At 63.5% G+C, this 23,853-nt stretch carries 23 protein-coding genes; 10 read left to right on the top strand and 13 right to left on the bottom strand.

Annotated features, from left to right (window positions below; translation table 11 throughout):
- Positions 1 to 1,074: a GGDEF domain-containing protein gene (locus M2267_RS15690; protein ID WP_429115313.1), complete on the bottom strand. Its 1,074-nt coding sequence runs from the start codon at positions 1,072 to 1,074 to the stop codon at positions 1 to 3.
- Positions 1,075 to 1,352: 278 nt separating this feature from the next.
- Here M2267_RS15690 and M2267_RS15685 point away from each other — a divergent pair, with 278 nt between their 5' ends.
- Positions 1,353 to 3,953: an AMP-binding protein gene (locus M2267_RS15685; protein WP_429115310.1), complete on the top strand. Its 2,601-nt coding sequence runs from the start codon at positions 1,353 to 1,355 to the stop codon at positions 3,951 to 3,953.
- Here the strand turns inward: M2267_RS15685 and M2267_RS15680 are convergent.
- On the bottom strand, positions 3,939 to 4,448 hold the full coding sequence (locus tag M2267_RS15680) for a DinB family protein (RefSeq protein WP_429115308.1): 510 nt from the start codon (positions 4,446 to 4,448) through the stop codon (positions 3,939 to 3,941). The two genes, M2267_RS15685 and M2267_RS15680, sit on opposite strands and share 15 nt — an antisense overlap.
- A 149-nt stretch (positions 4,449 to 4,597) precedes the next feature.
- Here M2267_RS15680 and M2267_RS15675 point away from each other — a divergent pair, with 149 nt between their 5' ends.
- A complete protein-coding gene (locus M2267_RS15675; protein ID WP_043611399.1) occupies positions 4,598 to 5,287 on the top strand; it encodes a glutathione S-transferase family protein in 690 nt (229 codons plus the stop codon).
- Between the two features lie 102 nt (positions 5,288 to 5,389).
- Positions 5,390 to 5,812 (top strand): nucleoside-diphosphate kinase, encoded by a 423-nt coding sequence (ndk, locus tag M2267_RS15670; protein ID WP_034803877.1) that lies wholly within the window; start codon positions 5,390 to 5,392, stop codon positions 5,810 to 5,812.
- 91 nt (positions 5,813 to 5,903) lie between these two features.
- Here ndk and M2267_RS15665 read toward each other — a convergent pair whose 3' ends face one another.
- Both M2267_RS15665 and M2267_RS15660 read right to left on the bottom strand, forming a co-directional pair.
- Positions 5,904 to 6,413, bottom strand: a complete 510-nt coding sequence (locus M2267_RS15665; protein ID WP_043611400.1) for a hypothetical protein — start codon at positions 6,411 to 6,413, stop codon at positions 5,904 to 5,906.
- On the bottom strand, positions 6,410 to 6,970 hold the full coding sequence (locus M2267_RS15660; RefSeq protein WP_429115305.1) for a CGNR zinc finger domain-containing protein: 561 nt from the start codon (positions 6,968 to 6,970) through the stop codon (positions 6,410 to 6,412). Before M2267_RS15660 ends, M2267_RS15665 begins: the two co-directional genes overlap by 4 nt.
- Positions 6,971 to 7,037: 67 nt before the next feature.
- Between M2267_RS15660 and M2267_RS15655 the strand changes: the two genes are divergently transcribed.
- On the top strand, positions 7,038 to 7,934 hold the full coding sequence (locus M2267_RS15655) for a branched-chain amino acid ABC transporter permease (protein ID WP_043611402.1): 897 nt from the start codon (positions 7,038 to 7,040) through the stop codon (positions 7,932 to 7,934).
- A gap of 19 nt (positions 7,935 to 7,953) precedes the next feature.
- Here the strand turns inward: M2267_RS15655 and M2267_RS15650 are convergent, their stop codons facing one another.
- The 5 genes from M2267_RS15650 to M2267_RS15630 all read right to left on the bottom strand — a co-directional run bounded on the left by M2267_RS15650 (position 7,954) and on the right by M2267_RS15630 (position 12,182).
- Positions 7,954 to 8,418, bottom strand: a complete 465-nt coding sequence (locus M2267_RS15650; protein WP_043611404.1) for a molybdenum cofactor biosynthesis protein MoaE — start codon at positions 8,416 to 8,418, stop codon at positions 7,954 to 7,956.
- 4 nt (positions 8,419 to 8,422) lie between these two features.
- The gene (gene moaD / locus M2267_RS15645; RefSeq protein ID WP_429115302.1) at positions 8,423 to 8,683 is read right to left on the bottom strand and encodes a molybdopterin converting factor subunit 1; all 261 of its coding nucleotides are present in this window, start codon (positions 8,681 to 8,683) and stop codon (positions 8,423 to 8,425) included.
- Positions 8,680 to 9,267: a CDP-diacylglycerol--glycerol-3-phosphate 3-phosphatidyltransferase gene (pgsA, locus tag M2267_RS15640; RefSeq protein WP_043611406.1), complete on the bottom strand. Its 588-nt coding sequence runs from the start codon at positions 9,265 to 9,267 to the stop codon at positions 8,680 to 8,682. Before pgsA ends, moaD begins: the two co-directional genes overlap by 4 nt.
- Positions 9,268 to 9,396: 129 nt before the next feature.
- Entirely contained in the window at positions 9,397 to 11,421 is a 2,025-nt protein-coding gene (uvrC, locus tag M2267_RS15635; protein WP_429115300.1) for an excinuclease ABC subunit UvrC, read from the bottom strand.
- Positions 11,418 to 12,182 carry an SDR family oxidoreductase gene (locus M2267_RS15630; RefSeq protein WP_429115298.1) on the bottom strand — a complete coding sequence of 255 codons (765 nt, stop codon included), beginning with the start codon at positions 12,180 to 12,182 and terminating at the stop codon, positions 11,418 to 11,420. Before M2267_RS15630 ends, uvrC begins: the two co-directional genes overlap by 4 nt.
- A 367-nt stretch (positions 12,183 to 12,549) precedes the next feature.
- On the opposite strand from M2267_RS15630, the gene M2267_RS15625 reads away from it, so the two are divergent.
- Positions 12,550 to 13,188, top strand: coding sequence for an outer membrane protein (locus M2267_RS15625; protein WP_043611409.1), 639 nt, complete (start codon positions 12,550 to 12,552; stop codon positions 13,186 to 13,188).
- 61 nt (positions 13,189 to 13,249) lie between these two features.
- Here M2267_RS15625 and M2267_RS15620 read toward each other — a convergent pair whose 3' ends face one another.
- From M2267_RS15620 to M2267_RS15605, 4 genes are all read right to left on the bottom strand, one after another.
- Positions 13,250 to 13,840 (bottom strand): glutathione S-transferase, encoded by a 591-nt coding sequence (locus tag M2267_RS15620; protein WP_402316361.1) that lies wholly within the window; start codon positions 13,838 to 13,840, stop codon positions 13,250 to 13,252.
- 63 nt (positions 13,841 to 13,903) lie between these two features.
- Complete coding sequence (locus M2267_RS15615) at positions 13,904 to 14,620, bottom strand: ribonuclease T2 family protein (RefSeq protein ID WP_429115294.1); 717 nt, start codon at positions 14,618 to 14,620, stop codon at positions 13,904 to 13,906.
- 2 nt (positions 14,621 to 14,622) lie between these two features.
- Positions 14,623 to 15,063, bottom strand: a complete 441-nt coding sequence (locus M2267_RS15610) for a hypothetical protein (RefSeq protein ID WP_043611411.1) — start codon at positions 15,061 to 15,063, stop codon at positions 14,623 to 14,625.
- 51 nt (positions 15,064 to 15,114) lie between these two features.
- Complete coding sequence (locus M2267_RS15605; RefSeq protein WP_429115292.1) at positions 15,115 to 15,984, bottom strand: 23S rRNA (adenine(2030)-N(6))-methyltransferase RlmJ; 870 nt, start codon at positions 15,982 to 15,984, stop codon at positions 15,115 to 15,117.
- A gap of 69 nt (positions 15,985 to 16,053) precedes the next feature.
- Between M2267_RS15605 and M2267_RS15600 the strand changes: the two genes are divergently transcribed.
- The 5 genes from M2267_RS15600 (at position 16,054) to M2267_RS15580 (ending at position 23,849) form a co-directional block, all read left to right on the top strand.
- The gene (locus M2267_RS15600) at positions 16,054 to 18,189 is read left to right on the top strand and encodes a molybdopterin-containing oxidoreductase family protein (protein ID WP_429115290.1); all 2,136 of its coding nucleotides are present in this window, start codon (positions 16,054 to 16,056) and stop codon (positions 18,187 to 18,189) included.
- A 32-nt stretch (positions 18,190 to 18,221) separates the two neighbouring features.
- The gene (locus M2267_RS15595; protein WP_043611413.1) at positions 18,222 to 19,115 is read left to right on the top strand and encodes a cation diffusion facilitator family transporter; all 894 of its coding nucleotides are present in this window, start codon (positions 18,222 to 18,224) and stop codon (positions 19,113 to 19,115) included.
- A gap of 42 nt (positions 19,116 to 19,157) precedes the next feature.
- Positions 19,158 to 19,754 carry an NUDIX domain-containing protein gene (locus M2267_RS15590; protein ID WP_429115288.1) on the top strand — a complete coding sequence of 199 codons (597 nt, stop codon included), beginning with the start codon at positions 19,158 to 19,160 and terminating at the stop codon, positions 19,752 to 19,754.
- Between the two features lie 103 nt (positions 19,755 to 19,857).
- Entirely contained in the window at positions 19,858 to 22,467 is a 2,610-nt protein-coding gene (gene mprF, locus M2267_RS15585) for a bifunctional lysylphosphatidylglycerol flippase/synthetase MprF (protein WP_429115286.1), read from the top strand.
- Positions 22,464 to 23,849, top strand: a complete 1,386-nt coding sequence (locus tag M2267_RS15580) for a virulence factor family protein (protein ID WP_429115285.1) — start codon at positions 22,464 to 22,466, stop codon at positions 23,847 to 23,849. Before mprF ends, M2267_RS15580 begins: the two co-directional genes overlap by 4 nt.
- Positions 23,850 to 23,853: the final 4 nt, after the last annotated feature.

Genomic DNA, 23,853 nt, shown 5'->3' with positions numbered 1-23,853 from the left:
TCAAGCGGCGCTCTGGCCGTAGCCCCTGCCGCGGCCGAGGGCCGCCGAATAGCAGAGGATGCCGGCGCCATCGCGTGCGCCGGTAAGGGCCTGTTCCGCCTGGGACAGCAGATCGGCGCTGGTCGATGCCGGTTGCGCAAGTGTGATACCGGCCGCAAGCGAAAGCGTCTCGGCGGTGTGCGCCCGTCCGGGGAGGGTGACTGTCAGCTCCTGCACGGACTGCCGCAGCCGCCGGGCAATGGCCTCGGCATTTTCGGCGCTGACATCGCGGCACAGGAAGGCAAACTCCTGCTGGCCAACGCGAGCGACGAAATCGTCCTTCTTGATCGACTTGCGAAACAGCGCCGAGAGCTTGGCAAGCGCCTTGGCGGCGGCCGTGCCGCCGTGGTGCTCCGCCACCTCGCGCAGCCCCTCCACCGAAACGAGAAGCAGGGCGACCGGCTGGTCCGTCCGCTCCGTTTCGAGGATCGAGTCGAGCTTGGTCGTCAGCGCCACGCGGTTTGGCAGGCCCGTGGCCGGGTCGCGGGTCAGGGATCGCCGGCTTTCGGCAAGCTCGCCTTCGAGTTCGGCGAGATGTGTCATGCTGGTTTCCAGCGCCTGCTGGAGAGCGCCTTCTTCATTGGTCAGACGACCGGCCGCTTCCCGCAGTCGCGCGGCGTCGTCGGCGAATTCGGACATGCCAGCAACGGGGTCAGTGGCCAGGCGCCCAGCGAAATGATCGAGTTCATCCTTGAAGCTCTGCTTCTGCAACAGGGAGAGCCTGAGCTTTTCGGCGATCTCGGCTAGCGCTTGCTGGCCGGCGGCTCTTGCCCGGTCCGCAGCAAGTGCAGCATGGGAGACGAGGTGATGCCTCAGGCCCACGGCATCCAGTGCATCCTGCTGCGGATTGTTTCCGAGCGCGGCGAGTTCCCGGGAAAGCTGCGGCAGGCGGCCGGACAGTGCCTCGTAGAAAAGCTCGTAGTTGCGGGGCAGGGCCGCGATCCCGTGCGCCGACATCGCATGCGCCACCTTCAGAATGATCGCCGCCTGCCTCGCCTGCGTTCGGCTGGCATCCGCTGGAACTTGCCTGTTCATTCTGTCTTGGCCCCCGCTGCCGTCTCGATCTCTCGCTCGATAAGCTGCCACTATGAGAAGGCCGCATTTAAGGGAGTCTGAAGATTTTGGACCGCGGGCGATTCCCGCCCGGTATGGTTGCTAAATTCCATCCGCCCGCGGTGGTTCGCAACCGCATGTCGCAGGGCACTGGATGGTCATCAACCGTCGCCATCTTTATACTTGACGCCTTTAGTCACCAATTATATTCGGCGCTGCTAAATCGGGCATCGAGCCCGGGCAAACAGCGACGGTCAAGCATGTCCCTCTCGTTCATTGCGGATCTGGCAAAATGGGGCGATCGGCCGGCGCTGGTGTTTTCCGCGCAACGGATCGTCACCTATCGCGAACTCCTCGAGCGGGTGACCCGCCAGGCGCTTGCCTTTCGCGGCCCGCGCGGGCTGGTGACGATCGAGGCCGAGCTTTGCGAACACGCGATCGTCGCCTATCTGGCAGCGCTCGCGGCCGGGCATGCCGTCGCCATGCAGGCCCCGAAGAAAGGTGCAGCCGGGTCCTGGGTCGATGCCTTCGAGCCAGACTTCGGCTTCCGTCGCATCGATGGCCGCTGGCGCACGGAGCATCTGCGACAAGGCGACAGGGCGCCCCATGACGAACTCGCCGTCATGCTCTCGACCTCGGGCAGTACCGGTTGCGGCAAGGCTGTGCGCCTCTCTCGGGAAAACGTTTCGGCCAACGCGGTGGCGATCGCGGACTATCTGGGCCTGACGGCGGAAGATCGCGGTTGCCTGATCCTGCCCCTCCATTATTCCTACGGCCTGTCGGTGCTGAATTCTCACCTCGCCGTTGGCGCCAGCCTCTATATTCCCGGCGGCTCCATCCTCGATGCCGGTTTTCTCGATGGCCTGGCGGAAAGCGGCAGCACGAACCTTTCGGGCGTACCCTATTCCTACGAGCTGCTGGAAAAGCTGGGCTTCCGCGATCGGCGGTTCCCGCACCTGCGTTTCATGACCGTTGCCGGTGGCCGTATGAGCCCTGGTGTCATCCGTCTCTACAACGAGCATCTCGGCACCCAGGGGGCGGCTTTCTTCGCCATGTACGGCCAGACCGAAGCCACCGCCCGCATCGCCTATGTGCCGCCGGCTGAGCTTGCCGGCAACGAGGACAGGATCGGCGTCGCCATTCCCGGTGGACGCCTTCTGATCGAAAACGAGAGCGGCGCGCCGATCGAAAGCGACGGCGTGGCCGGCGAGCTCGTCTATCGTGGCCCGAACGTCATGATGGGCTATGCCACGTCTCGGAACGATCTTAGCCGCGGTGCCGATCTTGCCGAACTGCGCACCGGCGATCTTGCGATGCGCCATGCCGACGGCTTGTTCCAGATCGTTGGCCGGATGAAGCGCATCTCCAAGATCGCCGGGCTCAGGATCGCGCACGACGTGCTGGAAGCGGGGCTCGAAGCGCGCGGCATTACCGCTGCCGTCGTCGGCGACGATGCCGGCCTTCACGCCTTTTACGCCGGCAGCCGCGATGCCGAAGAGATCAGGCGGTACCTGGCGCAGGCCAGCGGGCTGACCTTGGCTCACCTGAAGGCGACGCCCCTTGCCGAGATGCCGCGGCTTGCCAGCGGCAAGATCGACTACAACGCGCTGAACATGGCGGCCCGCCAGGCGGCTGCCAGCGACGACGACCACAGCGGCGGGATCGAAGGGCTCTTTGCCCAGGTCTTCTATCCGAAGCGGGTGAAACGCTCCGACAGCTTTGTCTCGCTCGGTGGCGATTCCCTGCGCTTCGTTCAGCTGTCGATCGGCCTGGAAAAGGCGCTCGGACAAGTTCCAGATGCCTGGGAGACCTTGCCGATCGCCACGCTATCGCTCCAGGAACGGCGCGAGACCACCACGCGGCGGATCGGCACGGACCTCTTGGTCCGCGCGCTTGCCATTCTTCTGGTCGTCCTGCACCATGAGCTCCTGTGGCCGATCCCCGGCGGGTCGGCGGCCATGGTCGTCCTCGCCGGCTTCAGCCTCGCACGCTTCCAGATGGGACCGCTGCTTGCAGGCGACGGCTGGGCGATCCTGCGGCCGCTCACGCAGGTGCTGATCCCCTATTACCTGATCGTTGCGGCCTATGCGGTTGCCTGGGGAGAGGTGCCCTGGGCCTCGGTCTTCCTCGTCGGCAATTTCGGCCTGGCCCTGCCGGAGACACACGGCATGGTGCCCTATCTCTACTGGTTCATCGAAGCCTATTGCCAGATGATGCTCGTCTTCGTCGGGCTCTTTGCCATCCCGCAGTTCCGGCGGTTCGTGTCGGCACGACCATTCGCTGCCGGCATGGCCCTGCTGCTGGCCGCGCTTGTCGCCCGGCTGGCGCTGCCGCTCGTCTGGCCGATCGGCAACCGCCAGATCTTCACGCTGCCATGGATCTTCTATCTCGCTGTAATAGGCTGGTGCACTGCCGTTGCCGAAACAGCCAGGCAGCGGCTGCTGCTGATGCTGACTGGGACCGCCGCCTTCCTGTTTTTCGGTCTCTACGAAGGGGTCTGGATCGGCACGAAGATCAAGTATCTCCTGCAGATCTGCGTCCTGGCAGCGCTGCTTTACCTTCCGCGCGTCAGTCTGCCGCGCTGGTCGGCCCAGCTCATCTTGCCCCTGTCGGCGGCGGGCTTCCACATCTACATCCTGCACCGCTTCGTGCCGGAATTGCTGATCTTGCCGTTGCAGCCTGCCTTGCCGCCGGCTGCTTTTTCGCTGTTGTCGATTGTTGGCGGCGTCGCGCTCGGCCTTGCCGCGTGGTTCGGCCAGCGCCAGCTCCTGAAGGCGCTCGCCGCGTGGCGAGGGCGTGAGATCCGGCCACTGCGGCTGTTCGGCATCGAGGCGTTGCGCTCGCCGCTACGCCCACTGTGACCCTTGTGTCCTTAGAAACTGGGCGAGGTCCAGTATCAACGACGGGCGCCCGAGCGCGGTAAGCGTCGCGTGCGCCTGACCGCGATGGTGGGTCTGGTGGTTGAAGAAGTGCCCGAGCGTCGGCGCCAGCTTCTGCGTGACGGCCGTCGGATTGGTGAGCGTCTTGTAGCTGAGCACAGCGCCAAGGCGCGCGTCGCTGAGGCTATCGATCCAGGCAATGATGCGTTCGTCCTCGACCGCCCGCGCGGCGGTGAGGGCGGCGAGGTCCTCGTGCAGGGTCGTATCGAGCGAAGCCGGGGTATCACCTTCGCCCGTGAAGCGCTTCATCCAGATGCGGTCGGCAACGAGGATATGATTGAGGGTGGAAAGCAGCGAGCCGAAAAAGGCGCCGCGGTTTTCCCGCAGTTCGGCATCGGTCAGTTCCGCAGCGGCGGCATAGACGAGGCGGTTCGCCCAGCGGTTATAGTCGGCGAGCATGCGAAAGTGATCGAGCATCGGCTACCTTTCTGGTGGATGCGGTTTGCGGGTGGCGACGCTAACCCGGAACCGCATTCCTGTGGCTGATATCATTCATGAAATTTACTGATTTGATGACGCGGCGGATATGTCGTTCAAGGGAATGACAATCGTCCCGGAGGGTTCGCATGACAAGAAAGCTCTATTCGCTGTGTGGGTCCGACAGGGCGCGTCCCTTCTCGCCGCATGTGTGGAAGATCGCGATGTCGCTGGCCCACAAGGGGCTCGACTTCGACACCGTGCCGATCGGGTTCACCGAAATCCGGGCGGTCGAGGACGGGGCGACGAACCTGGTGCCGTTGCTGCGGGACGGTGAAACGCTGGTGAAGGACAGCTTCGAGATCGCCCTCTATCTCGAACGGACCTATGCGGACCGGCCGGCGCTCTTCGCCGGCGAGGGGGCGAAGGCGATCTCCCGCTTCGTGGAAGGCTGGTCGCAGACGACCCTGCACCCGGCCATCACCCGCATCATCATAAGGGATATTCACGACCGGCTGGATCCCGTCGATCAGGCCTATTTCCGCGAGAGCCGGGAAAAGCGCTTCGGCACGTCGCTCGAAGCGGTGGCCGAAAGCGGCGGACCCTCGCTCGCAACCTTCTCGGAAAAGCTCGAGCCTTTGCGCCATCTGCTGAAGTTTCAGGATTTTCTGGGTGGTGCAACGCCGCTTTTCGCCGACTACATCGTCTTCGGGGCGTTTCAGTGGGCGCGCATCGTTTCGCCGCAACGCCTGCTTCAGCCGGGTGACGCCGTCACCGCCTGGTTCGAACGCTGCCTCGATCTCCATGACGGGCTCGGGCGCAGTGTGACGGCTGCGTGAAACCCGCCTGGCCCAAGCCGAATCATCGGTGAACCCCCTTGTTTTGCGCGGAATTGGCGGCTAATGAACCGCCACTTCTCAAGAAACAAGGGATTTGAGCCAATGGCTATTGAACGTACCTTCTCGATGATCAAGCCGGACGCGACCAAGCGCAACCTGACCGGCGCCATCACCAAGATGCTCGAAGATGCCGGCCTGCGCGTCGTCGCTTCCAAGCGCGTCTGGATGAGCCGTCGCGAAGCCGAAGGCTTCTACGCCGTTCACAAGGAACGTCCGTTCTTCGGCGAACTGGTTGAGTTCATGTCCTCCGGCCCGACGATCGTTCAGGTTCTCGAAGGCGAAAACGCAATCGCCAAGAACCGCGAAGTCATGGGCGCCACCAACCCGGCAAACGCTGACGAAGGCACGATCCGTAAGGTTCACGCTCTCTCCATCGGCGAAAACTCGGTTCACGGTTCGGACGCTCCGGAAACCGCTGCTGAAGAAATCGCTTACTGGTTCTCGGGCACTGAGATCGTCGGCTGATTCAAAATCTTCGGTTCAAGCCGTAGCGGCTTGAATTGACTCGAGATTTGAACCGGAGCGGAAACGCTCCGGTTTTTTGTTGCCCGGTCTCTCAGACGGGGCATTTTGCGGTCTCGAAGTGCGCCGGTGCCTTGCCGCCGCTGAAGACCGCCGGGTTCTTATCGTAGGCCGGGCCCTCGACCAGCGGCTTGGCCGGCATGATGTCCTGGTCGACATCGGAGACCACGGTCGTTTCCAGTTTCTGCAGCGACTGACCTTCTGGGCCTTTGACCTCGATCGACACCGTATAGGGGCGGTCCTTCTTCACGCAGGTAATATCGGGGCTTTCCAGCACCACTTTTTCCAGCTTCGGAAAAAGCTTGCGCTCCAGCGTCAGCGCGTCGCCGCCAGCTGGGTTTTCGAAGCGGGCAACGACGACGCTGCCGTCGGGCACCGCCTCCGCCTTGGTCAGCGTGACCATGTAGGTCGCATAGGCGAGGCGGTAGTTGAAGACGAACATCTTGCCCGTCAGCTTCAGCGGATCGGGGCCGCTCTCGCGCTGGCATCCGCTGGCGGCGAGTGCGATGGCAAGCGTGGCCATGATCCCGAATGTCCTTGTCATGAGGCTGCCTCTTCCCTGTTGCGGTGATAGTGGCGCTTGGCCTTGTTGCGGTTGCCGCAGACGGCCATGTCGCACCAGGTCCGGCTGCGGTTGCGGCTGCGGTCGAGAAACAGCCAGCCGCAATTCGGGCAAATCTTCAGCCGGTCGGGCTCCGGGTTGGCGGCAAGCGTGAGCGCCGATTGCGCCGTCGCGGTGTCAAGCGAAAGCCGGCCGCGCTGGTTCGTCGGGCCGCGCAGGACGCCGGCGATGGCCTCCAGCAGATCAGCCAACAGTTCCGGCCGCCCTGCATCCGAAATCTCCGCGCGAAAATGCCGGTCGGTCGCTTCGCGCAGCAGTAAGAGCCGGCCACGGTTCTCCTCGGCGACAGGCGCAAGAGTACCGAAGCGCAGATTCTCCGCCCCAAAGCGGTTGGCCGCGTCCGCAAAGGAATCGAGCGCTCCGACATCGGCGAAACGGTCGATCCGGCGCTCGGGGTCGAAGCGCAGGACGATGGAATTGGCGACATCCAGTGCCAGGGCGCCGCCGGCAAATCGATGGGCTGTCCAGGTGAAGGTCATGCTAAAATCCTAACTGGCAAAATTGATTTTACCAGTTATATTGATCTTGTCACGCTCCGGATGCGCCATGCTCTACTTTCTGCAGCAGCTCGCCAATGCCGTTCCCATTGCAGCGCTCTACGCGGCGCTTGCCTTTGGCTATGCCATCGCCTTCGCCGTGACGCGTAGGGCCGATCTCACCTATGGTGCGCTCTTTGCTTTCTCGGGCCAGATCTTTGTGCTGTTTGCCGCTTTCGGCTGGGACCGGTTGTGGCTGGTGCTTCCGGCCGCCCTTGGTCTCGGTGCGGCGGCAGCCCTGACTTTCAGCGTTGGGGCCGGGCTAGTTGCCGGGCGGTATGTCATGCGGCCGTTGGCTTTCTCGTCGGCCAATACCGTCGTCGTCGCCTCGCTCGGCTGCCTGCTGGTGCTGATGGAAACGGCACGGCTTGCCTCGGAGACCCGCAGCCTGTGGCTGCCGCCGTTCCTCAACGCCAACATCGTCTTCTGGGATGATCCGCGGTTTCCGGTGACACTGACGGTCATCCAGCTCGGCAACACCGCGCTGATGGCGGCGCTGGTGGCGGCCGGCCACTGGTTCCTGACGCATTCGCGGGCAGGGCGATTCTGGCGGGCCGTCTCCGAGGACCGGGGGGCTGCGGCCCTTTGCGGCGTGGACGCTGCCACCGTCTACATCGTCGCCTATGGCGCGGCGTCCCTGATTGCCGCCGTCTGCGGCATTCTCGCCGCGTCCTACTACGGCAACATGGATTTCGGCACGGGGCTGACCTTCGGCGTCAAGGTGCTGTTCATCGCCGCGATCGGCGGTCAGGCTTCACCGCTCTATGCCGCGCTTGGCGCGGCTGCGGTCGGCCTGCTGGAAACGCTGTGGAGCGCCTATGGCCCGATCCTCTGGCGAGACTTCGCGATCTTCGGATTTCTGGTGATCGTGCTGGCGGTGACGCGCAAGGAAAAGGCCATTCCCTGACCTCGAGGGACGGCCGCTTTTACTTCGACCAGCGGTCCCTGGCCGTATCGTCGGCGTCCTTGGCGCTGACCCAGCCGCCGGTCGTGCCGTCGCCCAGGTGTTCCTTCTTCCAGAAGGGCGCCGAGGTCTTCAGGAAATCCATGATGAAGTTGGCGCCGTCGAAGGCAGCCTGCCGGTGCCGCGAAGCGGTAACGACAAGCACGATGTTCTCGCCGGGAAGGATCTTGCCGTAGCGGTGGATGGCGGTGGCGGCCTGGAGCGAGAAGCGCTCGACCGCTTCGTGACAGATGCGTTCGATCTCCGCCTCTGCCATGCCGGGATAGTGTTCCAGTTCGAGGGCGGCAAGCGCGCCCGCTTCGTCGCGGCAAAGCCCGGAAAAGGTGACGACAGCGCCGATGTCGGCACGCCCGGCCGAAAGCTTTGCGACCTCGGCATTGAGCTCGAAGTCCTCGCGCTGGACGCGCACGGTCACCGGCGCGCGCATGGCCTCAACCACCCGTCATTGGCGGAAACAGGGCAATCTCCCGGGCGCCGGCGATCGGCTCCCTGTGGTCGACATGTTCCTGGTTGATTGCCGCCCGGATGACGTTTTCATGTTCGAGCGCCGCCTCGTATTCCTCACCGAGCGTCTTCAGGTGCTGAAGCAGATCGGCAATGGTGACGACGCCGGCGGGAAGGTCGAGGGTTTCCCCGCCCTTGCCGATGCGCTCGCGCACCCAGGAGAAATAGACGAGATTGACGGTGCTCATTCGTTGACCACGTGCTTCAGGCCGGCGCGGAAATAGTCGTAGCCGCTATAGAGCGTGATCGCCGCAGCGATCCACAGCAGGCCGATACCCATTTCCGTCGTATAGGGCAGGATCTTGTCACCAGCAGGGCCGGCCAGCAGGAAGACGATCGCCACCATCTGGATCGTCGTCTTCCACTTGGCGATACGGGTGACGGGCACGCTGACCTTCAGCGCCGCCAGATATTCGCGCAGGCCCGAGACCAGGATTTCACGGCACAGGATGATGATGGCGGCCCAGATCGACCAGCCGGCAATCGTGCCGTCTGCCGCGACGAGCAGCAGGATCGAGGCGACCAGCAGCTTGTCGGCGATCGGGTCGAGCATCTTGCCGATGTTCGAGGTCTGCTTCCAGATCCGCGCGAGATAACCGTCGAAGAAGTCTGTAATCGACGCGATCGCGAAGAGCGTAACCGCCGTCCAGCGCGCGAAGTCCGAACTGTGCAGCCGTCCTTCGACGAAGAAGCAAAGCACGATCAGCGGCACGATCAGGATGCGGAAATAGGTGAGCAGGTTCGGGATGCTGTAGGCGACGGGCGTGGGCATGGATTCGTGTTCTCTGGTTCGTCAGGTACAGAAATGACTTTGCTGGCCGGAGGTCAACAGGTCATCGTCGTCAACTGTCATATTTGCCCTATCGCATGTGAACGCCGGGTGAATTGTGACATCAGGTTTTCATTTCCCCGCATCGTCGTGGAAATGTTCGTAGACCAGCCGCGCCACCGTTTCGGAAATCCCGGCGACGGCCATCAGGTCGTTGATGCCGGCGCGCGAGACGGCCTTGGCGGTGCCGAAATGCGTGAGCAGCGCGCGCTTGCGCGTCGGCCCGATGCCGGCGATCTCGTCGAGCGGATTCTTGACCATCTCCTTCTTGCGGCGGGCCCGATGCGAGCCGATCGCGAAACGGTGCGCCTCGTCGCGCAGCCGCTGGATGAAATAGAGCACCGGATCGCGCGGCGGCAGCGTGAAGCTCTCGCGGCCGAGCGCGAAGAAGCGTTCACGGCCGGCGTCACGGTCGACACCCTTGGCGACGCCGATCGCCGTCACGCAGTCCTCGACGTCGAGCTCCTTGAGAATGGCGCGCACCGCCGTCATCTGGCCCTGACCGCCGTCGATGAGGATGACGTCGGGCCAGGCGGGGAAGGCGGCATCGTCACCGACGTCCACGCTCCGGTCCGGCTTGCCTTCCTCTTTCAGCAGCCGTGAGAACCGTCGTGTCATCACTTCGCGCATCATGCCGAAGTCGTCGCCCGGGGTGATGTCGGTCGATTTGATGTTGAACTTGCGGTACTGGCCTTTGACGAAGCCTTCCGGGCCCGCGACCACCATGCCGCCGACGGCATTGGTGCCCATGATGTGCGAGTTGTCGTAGATCTCGATGCGGCGCGGCGTGCGCTCCAGCTTGAAGGTTTCCGAGAAGCCTTCAAGCAGGCGCGATTGCGAGGCCGTTTCGGCCAGCTTGCGGCCGTGGGCTTCGCGCGCATTGGCGAGCGCGTGATCGACGAGATCCTTCTTCTCGCCGCGTTGCGGCACTTGGATCGCGACCTTGTAGCCGGATTTCTCGCTGAGTGCCTGGCCGAGCAATTCCTGCTCTTCCACCGCTTCGCAAAGCAGGATCTGCCGGGGACAGGGTTTGTCGTCATAGAATTGCGCGAGGAACTGCGAGAGCACCTCGGCCGTCGGCAGCGAAGGATCGGCCTTCGGGAAATAGGCACGGTTGCCCCAGTTCTGTCCGGTGCGGAAGAAGAAGACCTGGATGCAGGAGATCCCGCCCTCGTGGTGGATGGCAAAAACGTCCGCTTCCTCGACGCCGGAGGGGTTGATGCCCTGGTGGCTCTGGACGTGGCTGAGCGCGGCCAGACGGTCGCGGTAAAGCGCCGCCCTTTCGAAGTCGAGGTTCTCGGCTGCCTCGCCCATGGCGGCAGCGATCGTCGCCTTCACCGCCTGGCTCTTGCCCGAGAGGAAGTCCTTGGCCTCCTGCACCAACTCGGCATAGCCCTGATCGCTGATCTCGCCCGTGCAGGGCGCCGAACAGCGCTTGATCTGGTAAAGCAGGCAGGGGCGCGTGCGCGTCTCGAAGACACTGTCGGTGCAGGTCCGAAGCAAAAAGGCGCGCTGCAGCGAATTGATCGTGCGGCCGACGGCGCCCGCGGACGCGAAGGGACCGAAAAAGTCGCCCTTGCGGCTGCGTGCGCCGCGATGCTTGTAGAGCGCCGGCGCCCGACTGTCGCCGGTGACCAGGATATAGGGAAACGACTTGTCGTCGCGCAAAAGCACGTTGAAGCGAGGGCGTAAGCGCTTGATCAGGTTCGCTTCGAGCAGCAGCGCCTCGATCTCCGTGCGCGTCGTCACGAACTCCATGTTCGCGGTCTCGCGCACCATGCGGGCGATGCGGTTGGAATGGCCGCGTCCCTGGGCATAGTTGCTGACGCGCTTCTTCAGGCTGCGCGCCTTGCCGACATAGAGAACGTCGCCGGCCTCGTTGAACATGCGGTAGACGCCGGGGCCGTTCGGCAGCAGCTTGACGAAGGCCTGGATCAGTTCCGCGCCCTTCAGCCCCTCGGTCTCCGAGTGATTCTCGTGCCACTCGACGACGGGCGCAACGCTGCTCGCGTCAGACACTTCGACCAGGTCGTCGTCGTCTTCCGCTTCGTTGCCGTCATAAAGGATGCCGCCGTCGGCCGGCACGCGTCCATTCATTCCACTATCTCCCTGATGTCGGGCGTTTCCCAGGCGAGGTGCTGGCCCCCGTCCAGTGCGATCATCTGCCCGGTAATCGACGGCGTGTCGAACAGGAAGCGGATCGTGCGTCCGAATTCGTCGAGCGTCGGCCCGCGCTTCAAGATCAGCGCATCGACCTGCGCCTCAAAATCTTTCGGGTCCTGCCGTTCGTTCGGCAGCGTCGGCCCGGGGCCGATGCCGTTGACGCGGATGCGCGGGGCGAGCGCCTGCGCCATCGTCCGGGTTGCCGTCCAAAGCGCCGACTTGGACAACATATAGGAATAAAAGCGCGGATTGGGAGCCCAGACGCGCTGGTCGATGACATTGATAATGAGCCCGCTGGCATCGGCGGGCAGTAGCGCGGCGAAATCGCGCGCCAGCAGGGACGGGGCTTTCACATGCAGCGCGAAATGCTGGTCCCAGACCTCTTCGTCGAAGGAATCGAGGCTGTCCTTCTTGAACAGCGACGCATTGTTGACGAGCAGGTCGATCGGTCCGAGCGCTGCCGTCGCGCGCTTGATCAGTGTCGATGTCGCGCCCGTATCCGTAAGGTCGGCTCGAATCGCGACGGCATTCGTTCCGGCCTTTACGAGGGTTTCGGCCAGGGCCTGCGCTTCGTCAAATGAGGCATCGGCATGAATGGCGACCGCAAAGCCGTGGGCGGCCAGGTCCTCCACTATAGCTTTGCCGATCCTCTTGGCGCCCCCGGTTACGAGTGCCGCCTTCAGTGCTTTCTTCAACGTTTCATCCCGCTTTTTCGAATCTTCGCGTCAGCGGACGAAGATATAGGGAAGAAACGTGGGGCTGAAACACTCCCTGACGATTCCTTGCCCAAAAATTAATGGAATTGGCGTAAATTGTATTATTTTGCGTACTTATAGTATAGCTTTCGTTAATCTTGAATCATGGTTAACAAATCTCCTGTGGCGCCAAAGCAACATCAAATTTTGGGCGCGTTTGTGCCACCAAAATTTCACAATTTGGCTCTTGTGAATCCGCAATTGCTGGCCAATTTCAGCTCAACCGGGCGGGTTAATTAAAAGTTGTCCGATGTTCCACTGCGGGACCCCAAGCCCGAGGGGCATCGGTACGAAAAGGAGAATGTTTATGCGTACGCTCACCACCACCCTCATGGCTTCGGCTATGACCCTCATCGCCTTCCAGGCCGCCCAGGCTGCAGACGCGATCGACGAAGTTCCGGCAGCTCCGCAGGCCGAATACACCGAGCCGGCAGCCAAGAACTGGTCGGGTGCCTATGTCGGTGGTACCGCCGATTGGAAGCATGGCCAGCACGATGCGACCGGCAGCAACACCGCAGCCGGCTTCGGCGGCGGCCTCTATGGCGGTTACAACGTTCAGGACGGCCAGATGGTATACGGCGGTGAAGCCGACATCGGCTACTCCGGCCAGGATTCGACCAAGGGCAACCTGCGCATGAAGCAGGGCGTCAACGGCTCGCTCCGCGGTCGCGTCGGTGTCGATCTGAACCCGGTCCTCGTTTACGGTACCGCAGGTCTCGCCGTCGGCCAGACCAAGGGCACCGTCGGCGGCGCTTCCGACAAGAACACCATGGTCGGTTGGACCGCAGGTGTCGGCGCGGAAACCTTCGTCACCGACAACATCACCGCACGCGTCGAATACCGTTACACGGACTACGGCTCGAAGGACTTCCGCATGGGCGGCACCAACGTTTCGTCGGGCTACGACGAGCACAGCGTTCGCGTCGGTATGGGCGTGAAGTTCTGATCGGCTTCGCCAGATCAACGAAAAAGGCCGGGTCACCCCGGCCTTTTTTTGTGCCTTCTGTTCAGGCCTTGAACTTAGGGTAATCGGGGAAGTGTTTTTCGAACTTCGCCGGCCAGTTCTTCAGCTTGGCGCGTCCCTTCTGCCATTCGCCGGCAAAGCGCAGCTCGATGTAGCGCAGCATCGCGGCGAGCGCGAAATGGCCGGCATTGAGCTTGGCCCCGGTCTTCGGCAGGTTGGCATTCAGATAGTCGAGGCTGCGCTCGACCTTTTCCCATTGCCGGTCGATCCAGGGCTGATGCACCTTTTCCGGCGGATGGGAGCGCTTCTCGTAGACGATCGACAGCAGGCTGTCACAGATGCCGTCGCACAGCGCCTCCAGCAGCTCGACGTCGGTGCGCTTTCCGGCATTCCTCGGATAGAGCTTGCCCTTGGTTTCCCGGTCGATGAAATGCATGATCGTACGGCTGTCGTAGAGCGCCCGACCGTCGTCGAGAATCAGCGTCGGGATCTTGCCGAGCGGATTGTTGTCGATCAGCTCCGGCGGGTTGGCATTGGTGTCGGTCAGGACACTTTCGGCCGCATAGCCCGCATAATGCGCCGCCATGCGCACTTTGGTCGAATAGGGCGAGGCGGGCGAATACAAGATCTTCATCGAGCGTCTTTCCTTCCAGGGATTGCGAGATGGGTTTCTAACAGGCGCGCCTTCTCCGGCTGGTCAAGGCGCCGGGGGCAGCGACACGCTTTCCTTTCGGCAGGCCTGGCGATCGACCGCCGGGCAGGCGCGGAAATTGAGCGACTTGTCGAAGCAGATCCGGATTTCCTCGAGCCGATTGCCCTCGCAGGTTACGGCGACGGCGTCCTTCGTCATGCCGGGGTTCTTGGCGACGAGCGCGTCTTCGACGGCGGCAACACGCAGGCCTTTTTCCTGCGGGGGAGGTGCGAGCTCCGATGGCAGCGTCAGCCGCTCCCAGGCCGCGCGTGTGACAGCGAAGTAATCCTCCTGGCTGAGGCCGGAACAGGTCCCGTGCTTGCGCCATTGGTGGCCGATCAGGCCCATCGATGGAATGAGGTCGAGATATTGCTTGCCGAGCGACGAGGGCACGCGATCGGACTGCCGTGTCGGGCAGAAGTCCGGATAGCCCCGTTCGTTCTGCGGCCACAGGCCATGCACGATCAGGCCGCGATTGCCGCCGACTTCGCACTGGCTGGATTTTCCCTTGGGGTCGTTGTCGCCGCACCAGGTCGGCGACCAGGAAAGCGAAAGCACGTAGAAATCGAACCCGCTGCCGAGCGGAACCGCAGCGGCTGCCTTTGTCGTCTGCTGCCCCGTCGCTGTCGGCGCCTTCTCGGTGCTCTGGTCGCTGCAGGCAGCAAGGGCGGTGACAATAAAAAGCGCCGGCAAAAGCCGGCGCACATTCCGGAATGCCTTCATGATTAGCGAAGCGAGGCGCAATACGCGCCGTAGACATACCAGGGATCGAGGCCGCCGACACAGAACTCGATGCTTCTGCCGACGCCGGCAAAGCCCCATGGGCGTTCGATGAGGTAATAGAGCGACCGTTGTTCGCCGTTGGTCATCACAGCGGTTCCGTAGCAGTATTCACGCTCGACGAGATGCGTCTCGTCGCGGAACTCCTGCCGGTTCTGCCCCATGTTGCGGATTTCGGCGATCGAGAGGTTGGCGTGAAGGTAGTTTGCATCCCGATACGCGAACCGGGATGTGATGAAGCCGAGGACTGAGGATTCGCTGCAGACCCCGGCGTTGTAGGATTGCGCCTGGCTGCTGCCGATGTAGTCGGCGGCGATGGCGCCCGGCGCCGTAGCGCCCGCGAGGGAAAGCGAAATGAGAAGCGTGGCGGCGAGCGTGCGAGTCATGGGCGTCTCCCTATGTCGTCACATGAGATTGCGGTGCGTCGCGCCCGTCCGTCAAGCCCCTCGGGTTGTCTGTTCTTCGCCGCGCAGCCAGAAGCAGCGGCTGGACGCGAAACGATCCTGCCCCAGCCGGGTCTTCAGGAACGGCAGCAGCAGGTCGAGCTCGCTCTTCAGCGTGAAGGGCGGGTTGACGATGATGAGGCCGGAACCGGAAAGCCCGGTGGTTTCCCGGTCGCTTCTGACCGACAGCTCGGCGCAGAGCATCTTCGGGATGTCCAGCGCCTTCAGCGCCTCATGAAACGCCTTGATCGGCGCGCCCTGCTTCAGGGGATACCACAGGCAATAGACGCCGCCGGTAAATCGGCGGTAGCCGCGCGCAAGGCCATCGGCCAGCCGCTCGTATTCGCCTTCCTTTTCGAAGGGCGGGTCGACGAGAATCAATCCGCGCTTTTCCTTCGGCGGCAGGTGGGCGCCCAGCGCCAGCCAGCCGTCGAGCTCGGTGACCCGGCTCTGGAAATCGGCGTCGAACAGCCGGTGCAGGGTCTCGTAGTCGTCCGGATGCAGCTCCATAGCCGAAAGCCGGTCCTGGGGGCGGAAGAGCATGCGCGCGAGCTTCGGCGAGCCGGGGTAGAGCGTCAGCTCGGAGCCGGGGTTCAGGGCGCGGATGGAGGAGAGGTAAGGGGCAAGGATCGCCGCGATCTCCGGCGGCAACTCGCCGTCGAGCAGCCGTCCGACGCCGTCGCGCCATTCGCCGGTCTTCTGCGCTTCCTCGCTGGAGAGGTCGTAGAGCCCGATACCCGCATGGGTATCGAGAACGCGGAACGCCTTCTCCTTCTGCTGCAGATAGGTGACGAGCCGCGCCAGCACCGCGTGCTTCAGGACGTCGGCAAAATTGCCTGCGTGATAGATGTGCCGATAGTTCATGAGCGCCGCCGATGGCTGTGATCAATAGTTGCGATGGGTGGGCGATTGGCTCTTTGAGCCGAAATGCCGATGCCATATAGAAAAGCCATGAACGTTGCGACCCCCATCAAAGCAGAAAAAACCATCGGCCACTCGGTCTGTCCGCACGACTGTCCCTCGGCCTGTGCCCTGGAAGTCGACCTGACCGCCGAAGGGCGGATCGGCCGTGTGCGCGGCGCAGCCGCCAATACCTACACCGCCGGCGTCATCTGCGCCAAGGTGGCGCGGTATTCCGAGCGCATCTATCATCCCGAGCGTCTGATGGCGCCGAAGCGTCGCAAGGGCGCCAAGGGCGAGGGCGGCTGGCAGGAAGTGAGCTGGGAGGCGGCGCTCGACGAGATCGCCGATCAGTTCATTCGCGCCGAGCAGAAATATGGCGCCGAGACCGTGTGGCCCTACTTCTATGCCGGCACCATGGGCCAGGTGCAGCGCGACTCGATCGACCGGCTGCGTCACGCCAAGCGCTATTCCGGCTTCTTCGGTTCGATCTGCACCAACATGGCCTGGACCGGTTTGAGCATGGCGACCGGCGCCCTGCGCGGCCCCGACCCGCGCGAAATGGCCAAGGCCGATTGCGTCGTGATCTGGGGTACGAACGCGGTCGCCACCCAGGTCAACGTGATGACCCATGCCGTGAAGGCACGCAAGGATCGCGGCGCGAAGATCGTCGTCATCGACATCTACGACAATCCGACGGTCAAGCAGGCGGACATGGGCCTGGTGCTGAAGCCGGGCACCGACGCCGCACTGGCCTGCGCCGTGATGCACATCGCGTTTCGCGACGGTTACGCCGATCGGGCCTACATGGCGAAATTCGCCGATGATCCGGCCGGCCTTGAAGCACATCTGACGTCGCGCGGCCCGGAATGGGCGTCGGCGATCACCGGCCTGTCGGTCGAGGAAATCGAGGCCTTCGCAAGACTGGTCGGCACGACGCCGCGGACTTATTTCCGCCTTGGCTACGGGTTCACGCGCCAGCGCAACGGTGCCGTCGCCATCCACGCGGCAGCATCGGTCGCGACCGTTCTCGGTTCCTGGAAACACGAAGGCGGCGGCGCCTTTCACTCCAACAACGACATCTTCAAGCTCGACAAGCGCGAATTGATCGGCTCGGCCTTCCAAGATCCGGATGTCCGTATGCTCGACCAGTCGCAGATCGGCCGGGTGCTGACCGGCGACGCCGAGGCGCTGCGCCATCGCGGTCCCGTGACGGCGATGCTGATCCAGAACACCAACCCGGTGAATGTCGCGCCGGAGCAGCGGCTGGTGAAGCGCGGCTTCCTGCGCGACGATCTCTTCGTCGCCGTGCACGAGCAGTTCATGACCGATACGGCGGCTGTTGCCGATATAGTGCTGCCGGCAACCATGTTCCTGGAGCATGACGACCTCTATCGCGGCGGCGGCCACCAGCACATCCTGATCGGCCCCAAGGTGGTGGAGCCGCCCTCGACCGTGCGCACCAATCTTTTCGTGATCGAAGAACTCGCCAAGCGCCTTGGCGTTGCCGACCATGCCGGCTTCGGCCTGACGGAGCGTGAGCACATCGACCGGCTGCTCGCCAACTACGGCATCGGCTACGAGGAGATGAAGCGCCAGAAGTGGCTCGACTGTCAGCCGGCTTTCGAGGAGGCGCATTTCCTCAATGGCTTCGGCCACCCCGACGGCAAGTTCCGCTTCAAGGCGGACTGGACGGGAACGCCGGCGCCGAACCGGCCGCCGAAGTCGATGGGCACTCAGGGGCCGCACCAGGCGCTGCCGGAGTTTCCTGACCATGTCGACCTCATCGAGGTCGCCGATGCCGAGCACCCGTTCCGGCTGGCGACCTCTCCGGCTCGGTCCTTCCTCAACTCGACCTTTGCCGAGACGCCATCCTCGATCCAGAAGGAAGTGCGCCCGGAAGTGATGGTTCATGCGGAAGATGCCGCAGAACTCGGCATTGCCGATGGCGATATCGTCCAGATCGGCAACGTCCGCGGCCAGGTGCGTCTGCATGCGAAGATCGGTGGCGGCGCCCGCCGCGGCGTGGTCATCGCCGAGGGCCTGTGGCCGAATGGCGCGCATCTCGACGGGGAGGGCATCAACGTGCTGACCGGTGCCGATGCCGTTGCGCCCTATGGTGGTGCCGCCTTCCACGACAACAGGGTCTGGGTAAGGTTGGCGCGCTAAATCAGGTTGTAGAACGGCAGACGGAACCTCCCATGAGCGGCGATCACAACCATGCAGATGTCACGAGCACGCCGGTTTCAAGGCTTTGGGCCTCGCTTGGCCTGACGGGCGGCTTCATGCTGGCCGAAGTGGTCGGCGGGATCCTGACCGGCAGCCTGGCGCTGATCTCCGACGCGATGCACATGCTGACCGACACGGCGGCCCTTGCGATCGCGCTCGTCGCTATCCATGTCGGCCGCCGCCCGTCGGACCTCCTGCGCACCTATGGCTACGCCCGCTTCGAGATCCTGGCTGCCGCCTTCAACGCGCTGCTCCTGCTCGGTGTCGCGTTCTACATTCTCTACGAGGCCTGGAAGCGGCTGTCCGAGCCGCAGGAGATCCAGTCCGGCGGCATGCTGGTGATTGCCGTCATCGGCCTTCTCGTCAATCTCGCCTCGATGCGGCTGCTCACCAGCCACAAGGACGAGAGCCTCAACGTCAAGGGCGCCTATCTCGAAGTCTGGTCGGACATGCTGGGCTCGGTCGCCGTCATTGTCGGAGCGGTGGTCATCTGGCTGACCGGGTGGCAATGGGTGGATTCGCTGCTCGCTGTCGGCATCGGCTTCATGGTCTTTCCGCGCACCTGGGTGCTGCTGAGGGAATGCGTCAACATCCTGCTCGAAGGCGTGCCGCCGGGTATGCGCCTCGCCGATGTCCACGCGACGATTGCCGCCGTTCCCGGTGTTGCCTCCGTGCATGACCTGCATCTTTGGGCAATCACCCAGAGCCAGCCGTCGCTGACCGCTCACGCCGTGCTTGCCGACGGCGCCGATGCCGAGACCGTGCGCCGCGCGATCGAGGACCGGTTGCGCGCGACCTTCGACCTGCACCACACGACGCTGCAGATGGAGCGGGAAGACCGCACGGCGACAGAACACATCCACTGATGGCCAAATGGCGGGATCGCACTCGCCGGAGAAGGAAGTTGCATGAGCACCCACCATGACCCACGCGTCAGGATCGTTGGCCGCCGCACGCTGTGGAAGGGCTTTGCGCACCTGGAAGAGGTGACGTTCGAACAGCAGATGTCCGATGGCGCGACCGTGACGCTGAAGCGGGAGATCCACGACCATGGCAATGCGGCGACCATCCTGCTCGTCGATGCCAGGCGGCAGAGCGTCATCCTGGTGCGGCAGCTGCGCGTGCCCGTGCTCCTCCAGGGCGACCCGGCCTATCTGATCGAGGCGGCCGCCGGGCTTCTGGACGGCGATACCCCGCAAGAGGCGATTTGCCGCGAGGCACTTGAGGAGACGGGCTACCACGTCCAGGACGTCATCCACCTCTTCGACGTCTATATGAGCCCTGGCGCTCTGACCGAGCGCACGAGCTTCTTTGCCGGCCACATCGACGCCACCGAGAAGCGCGGCGACGGCGGCGGGCTTGCGCATGAGGGCGAGGACATCGAAGTGCTGGAGATCCCCTTCGACGAAGCCTTCGCGATGATCGCTGGCGGCGAGATCCGCGACGCAAAGACGATCATGCTGCTGCAGTGGGCGAAGCTGAACCGGCAGGAACTGTTCGCCTAAGGGATTGTTTTGTAAGACTATTATTTATTACGGATATTTCACTTTTTGATCCGCATCGGGTAAGCTAAAGCGCTGATGTCCTCATTATCGACATGGGCGCTTCATGACACCCTCTCTACCGGAACGTGCAGCCGACGACGAACAGCAGGCGGAGGGAGGCTGGATCGCCTTCCTGCGCCGCAACCGTCGCTATCTTTCGGCTGCCGGTACGCTCCTTGTGATCACTCTTTTCGGCTTTGCGATCTTTCACCTGACATCCGAGGTTCAGTACGACGAAGTCGTCCAGGCATTGGCGGACACCAGCTGGACGGCGGTTGCAGCCGCGGTGTTCTTCACCGCATTGAGCTTCCTCGCGCTCACCTTCTATGATGTCAGCGCGCTCGATTATATCAGGCGCAAGCTGCCCTATGCCGATGTGGCGTTGACGGCGGCTTCGGCTTACGCGGTCGGCAATACCGCGGGTTTCGGGGCGCTTAGCGGCGGCGCCATCCGTTACCGCTCCTATTCGCGCCTCGGCATCGAGCCGGAAAACATCGCCCGGATCATCGCCTTCGTGACGCTCGCCTTCGGGCTCGGACTGCTGACGGTGACCTGTCTCAGCCTGCTTGCCGTCGGCGAATATGTGGCGCCGATGACCGGCATGGATCCGTTGGTGCTGCGCATCATCGCCGCCCTCATCCTCGCCGGGCTCTTCAGCGTGTTCTTTCTGGCGCGGGACGGGCGGGAGGTGAGCCTCGGCCGGCTGACCTTGCGGCTGCCGGATTCGCGTACGGTTTCGCGCCAGTTCCTGGTGACGGCGCTCGATCTCGCCGCCTCCGCGACGGTTCTCTATGTTCTCCTGCCCGCCGGAACGATCGGCTGGCCGGCCTTCCTTGCGGTTTATTCGCTGGCCGTCGGCGTCGGCGTCCTCAGCCACGTTCCGGCCGGCCTCGGCGTCTTCGAGACGATCATTATCGCGACGCTCGGTCATAACGCCGATGTCGACACCATTCTCGGCGCGCTGGTGCTCTACCGCGTCATCTACCACGTGCTGCCGCTGGTGATCGCGATCGCCGTCGTCATCGGCATCGAACTCCGTCAGCTGTCCGGCCATCCGGTCGCATCGAGCGTACGGCGCATCGGCGGCCGCATGACGCCGCTCCTCTTGGCGACGCTCGGCATCGTGCTGGCGATCATGCTGGTGCTTTCCAGCGTGACGCCGACGCCGGACGAAAACCTGGCATTCCTAGAAGGACTGCTGCCGCTGCCGATCGTCGAAGGCGCGCACTTCCTGGCGAGCCTCCTCGGCCTCGCCCTTGTCGTCGTCTCGCGCGGGTTGGCGCTCAGGCTCGACGGTGCCTGGTGGGCCTCGATCGTGATTGCTGTCGCCGCGCTGCTGCTGTCGCTGATCAAGGCGATCGCCGTGGTGGAAGCCGGCATGCTGGCCTTCTTCCTGGTGGGTCTCATCGTCAGCCGCCGCCTGTTCGTGCGGCCTGCCTCGCTGTTCGGGCAGGCGTTGACGGTGCCGTGGCTGACGGCGCTGGGCGTCATCTGCCTGGGCGCACTGGTCGTGCTGCTCTTCGTCTATCGCGATGTCGAATACAGCCATGAACTCTGGTGGCAGTTCGAATTCTCCGCCGAAGCGCCGCGCGGCCTTCGCGCGCTTCTCGGCGTCACCATCGGCGCGAGCATGCTTGCGATCTGGAGCCTGATGCGTCCGGCAACCGGATCCGCCGAGCCTGCCTCAGACGACGCGATGGAGCGGGCGCTTTCGATCGTCGAGGCGCAGGACATGTCCGATGCCAACCTGGTGCGCATGGGCGACAAGAGCCTGTTGTTTTCCGCCGACGGCCGCGCCTTCATCATGTATGGCCAGCGCGCCCGTTCCTGGATCGCGCTTTTCGATCCCGTCGGTCCGGTCGATGCCTGGCCGGAGCTGATCTGGCACTTCATCGAAAAAGCGCGCGCGGCCGGCTGCCGGGCGGTCTTCTACCAAGTCTCGCCGCAGGGGCTTGCCTATTATGCCGATGCCGGGCTGCGCGCCTTCAGGCTCGGCGAGCTGGCGCGCGTCGATCTTGCCCGCTTCGAGCTGAAGGGGGGGAAATGGGCAAACCTGCGCCAGCAGGTGAGCCGTGCACAGCGCGACGGGCTCGAATTCCGTGTCGTAGCGCCCGAAAACGTTCCGGACGTCATGCCTGACCTGACCGCGGTCTCCGATGCCTGGCTCGCGCATCACAATGCCAAGGAGAAAGGCTTCTCGCTCGGTGCCTTCGATCCCGAATATCTTTGCGAGCAGCCGGTGGCAATCCTCACCTGTGGCGGGCGTACGGTCGCATTCGCCAATATTCTGGTGACGGCGACCAAGGAGGAGGGCACCGTTGACCTCATGCGCTTCTCGCCGGATGCGCCGAAGGGCGCGATGGATTTTCTCTTCGCCCAGGTGATGGAGTATCTGAAGGCCGAGGGGTACCGTACCTTCAACCTTGGCATGGCGCCCCTGTCGGGCATGTCCACGCGCCAGATCGCGCCGGTCTGGGATCGGGCCGGGCGCACCTTCTTCGAGCACGGCGAACGTTTCTACAACTTCAAAGGCTTGCGCGCCTTCAAGTCGAAGTTTCATCCGCAGTGGCAACCGCGCTATCTTGTCGCCAGTGGCGGCATCAATCCGATCCTCGCCCTGATGGATGCGACATTCCTGATCGGCGGCGGTCTCAAGGGAGTGGTGAAGAAATGATCCGTGTCGCGAACGCCTGGAAATGCCTGACTTCGGCGGCGCTGCTGCTCTCCGCATCAATGTTCCCCGCACTCGCCGAGGACGCACCGAAGAGCTATGATACCGGGATGATCCCGTCGCCACGCATCATGCTGCCGAAGGAAAAGGCGGCTGCACTCGTCGTGCTGCTGTCGGACGCCGCCGGCTGGACGGACAAGGAACAGGCGATCGCCGACACACTGACGGATGACAAGACCGTCGTCATCGGCATCGACCTCAAGGCCTATCTCGCCTCGCTCGCCAAGGATGATGGCGATTGCATCTACATGGTCTCCGATATCGAATCGCTCAGCCAGCAGGTGCAGCGCGCGGTCGGCACGGACGCCTATCAGCTGCCTGTCGTCGCGGGCGTCGGTGCCGGCGGTGCGCTGGCACTGGCGATCGCCGCCCAGACGCCACCGGCAACCATTGGCCAGACGCTAGCGGTCGACCCGGAGGAGGGGATCGCGCTTGTAAAGCAGCTCTGCACCCCGGCCGAAAAGGTGAAGAAGGGCGACCGCATGATCTATGGACTGACCGACGGCGTCTTGCCGGATCCGGTCTCCGTCGTCTTTTCTCCCGTAGCGTCGGCGGACGGGCGCGCCCATGTGGCGGCGCTGATCGCCAAGCACTCGGACATTGAGCAGGAGGACAGCGAAGACGACGCCTATACGACGCTGTCCGATCACCTCACCGATATCATCGACAGTGAGCGCGACGCCGGCAATCCGTTCGGCCTGCCCTTGACCATCCTCGACGCAAAGCCGACCCGTGACACGATGGCGGTGATCTATTCGGGCGACGGCGGCTGGCGCGACATAGACAAGGAAGTCGGCGACGTGCTGCAGCAGCAGGGCGTTCCGGTCGTCGGCTTCGATTCCCTGCATTACTTCTGGTCCGAGCGCGATCCGCAGGTAACGGCGGACGACCTTGCCAAGGTAATGAGCTACTACCGCAAGCACTGGAACGTGCGAAACGTGCTCCTCATCGGCTATTCCTTCGGTGCCGACGTCCTGCCGCGAACCTTCAATCTGCTGCCGGCAGGCGAAAAGGCCCATGTTCGCCAGGTGACCTTGATGGCCCTCTCGCACATGGTCGATTACAAGGTTTCGGTGCTGGGTTGGCTCGGTGCTTCGGGCGACGGCAAGGGCGGTGATCCGCTCGACGACATCAAGCGCATCGATCCGGCGCTGGTGCAATGCATCTACGGCACCGACGAAGAGGACGATGCCTGCCCGCAGCTGAAGGGCACCGGCGTCGACGTCATCGGCATCGACGGCGGACACCACTTCGACGAGGATTATCCGGCTTTGACACGGCGCGTGCTCGACGCTCTCGATCGCCGGCTCGCGTCGGCGAAGTGACCAT

The organism is Ensifer sp. KUDG1, assembly GCF_050434285.1.
Taxonomy (GTDB): Bacteria; Pseudomonadota; Alphaproteobacteria; order Rhizobiales; family Rhizobiaceae; genus Ensifer.
This window is presented reverse-complemented; position numbering and strand designations above follow the sequence as displayed.

Excerpts from the sequence above, each read along its gene's own strand:
- M2267_RS15690 (WP_429115313.1), bottom strand. The coding sequence starts at position 1,074 with ATGAACAGGCAAGTTCCAGCGGATGCCAGCCGAACGCAGGCGAGGCAG.
- M2267_RS15685 (WP_429115310.1), top strand. The coding sequence starts at position 1,353 with ATGTCCCTCTCGTTCATTGCGGATCTGGCAAAATGGGGCGATCGGCCG.
- M2267_RS15680 (WP_429115308.1), bottom strand. The coding sequence starts at position 4,448 with ATGCTCGATCACTTTCGCATGCTCGCCGACTATAACCGCTGGGCGAAC.
- M2267_RS15675 (WP_043611399.1), top strand. The coding sequence starts at position 4,598 with ATGACAAGAAAGCTCTATTCGCTGTGTGGGTCCGACAGGGCGCGTCCC.
- ndk (WP_034803877.1), top strand. The coding sequence starts at position 5,390 with ATGGCTATTGAACGTACCTTCTCGATGATCAAGCCGGACGCGACCAAG.
- M2267_RS15665 (WP_043611400.1), bottom strand. The coding sequence starts at position 6,413 with ATGACAAGGACATTCGGGATCATGGCCACGCTTGCCATCGCACTCGCC.
- M2267_RS15660 (WP_429115305.1), bottom strand. The coding sequence starts at position 6,970 with ATGACCTTCACCTGGACAGCCCATCGATTTGCCGGCGGCGCCCTGGCA.
- M2267_RS15655 (WP_043611402.1), top strand. The coding sequence starts at position 7,038 with ATGCTCTACTTTCTGCAGCAGCTCGCCAATGCCGTTCCCATTGCAGCG.
- M2267_RS15650 (WP_043611404.1), bottom strand. The coding sequence starts at position 8,418 with ATGCGCGCGCCGGTGACCGTGCGCGTCCAGCGCGAGGACTTCGAGCTC.
- moaD (WP_429115302.1), bottom strand. The coding sequence starts at position 8,683 with ATGAGCACCGTCAATCTCGTCTATTTCTCCTGGGTGCGCGAGCGCATC.
- pgsA (WP_043611406.1), bottom strand. The coding sequence starts at position 9,267 with ATGCCCACGCCCGTCGCCTACAGCATCCCGAACCTGCTCACCTATTTC.
- uvrC (WP_429115300.1), bottom strand. The coding sequence starts at position 11,421 with ATGAATGGACGCGTGCCGGCCGACGGCGGCATCCTTTATGACGGCAAC.
- M2267_RS15625 (WP_043611409.1), top strand. The coding sequence starts at position 12,550 with ATGCGTACGCTCACCACCACCCTCATGGCTTCGGCTATGACCCTCATC.
- M2267_RS15620 (WP_402316361.1), bottom strand. The coding sequence starts at position 13,840 with ATGAAGATCTTGTATTCGCCCGCCTCGCCCTATTCGACCAAAGTGCGC.
- M2267_RS15615 (WP_429115294.1), bottom strand. The coding sequence starts at position 14,620 with ATGAAGGCATTCCGGAATGTGCGCCGGCTTTTGCCGGCGCTTTTTATT.
- M2267_RS15610 (WP_043611411.1), bottom strand. The coding sequence starts at position 15,063 with ATGACTCGCACGCTCGCCGCCACGCTTCTCATTTCGCTTTCCCTCGCG.
- M2267_RS15605 (WP_429115292.1), bottom strand. The coding sequence starts at position 15,984 with ATGAACTATCGGCACATCTATCACGCAGGCAATTTTGCCGACGTCCTG.
- M2267_RS15600 (WP_429115290.1), top strand. The coding sequence starts at position 16,054 with ATGCCATATAGAAAAGCCATGAACGTTGCGACCCCCATCAAAGCAGAA.
- M2267_RS15595 (WP_043611413.1), top strand. The coding sequence starts at position 18,222 with ATGAGCGGCGATCACAACCATGCAGATGTCACGAGCACGCCGGTTTCA.
- M2267_RS15590 (WP_429115288.1), top strand. The coding sequence starts at position 19,158 with ATGAGCACCCACCATGACCCACGCGTCAGGATCGTTGGCCGCCGCACG.
- mprF (WP_429115286.1), top strand. The coding sequence starts at position 19,858 with ATGACACCCTCTCTACCGGAACGTGCAGCCGACGACGAACAGCAGGCG.
- M2267_RS15580 (WP_429115285.1), top strand. The coding sequence starts at position 22,464 with ATGATCCGTGTCGCGAACGCCTGGAAATGCCTGACTTCGGCGGCGCTG.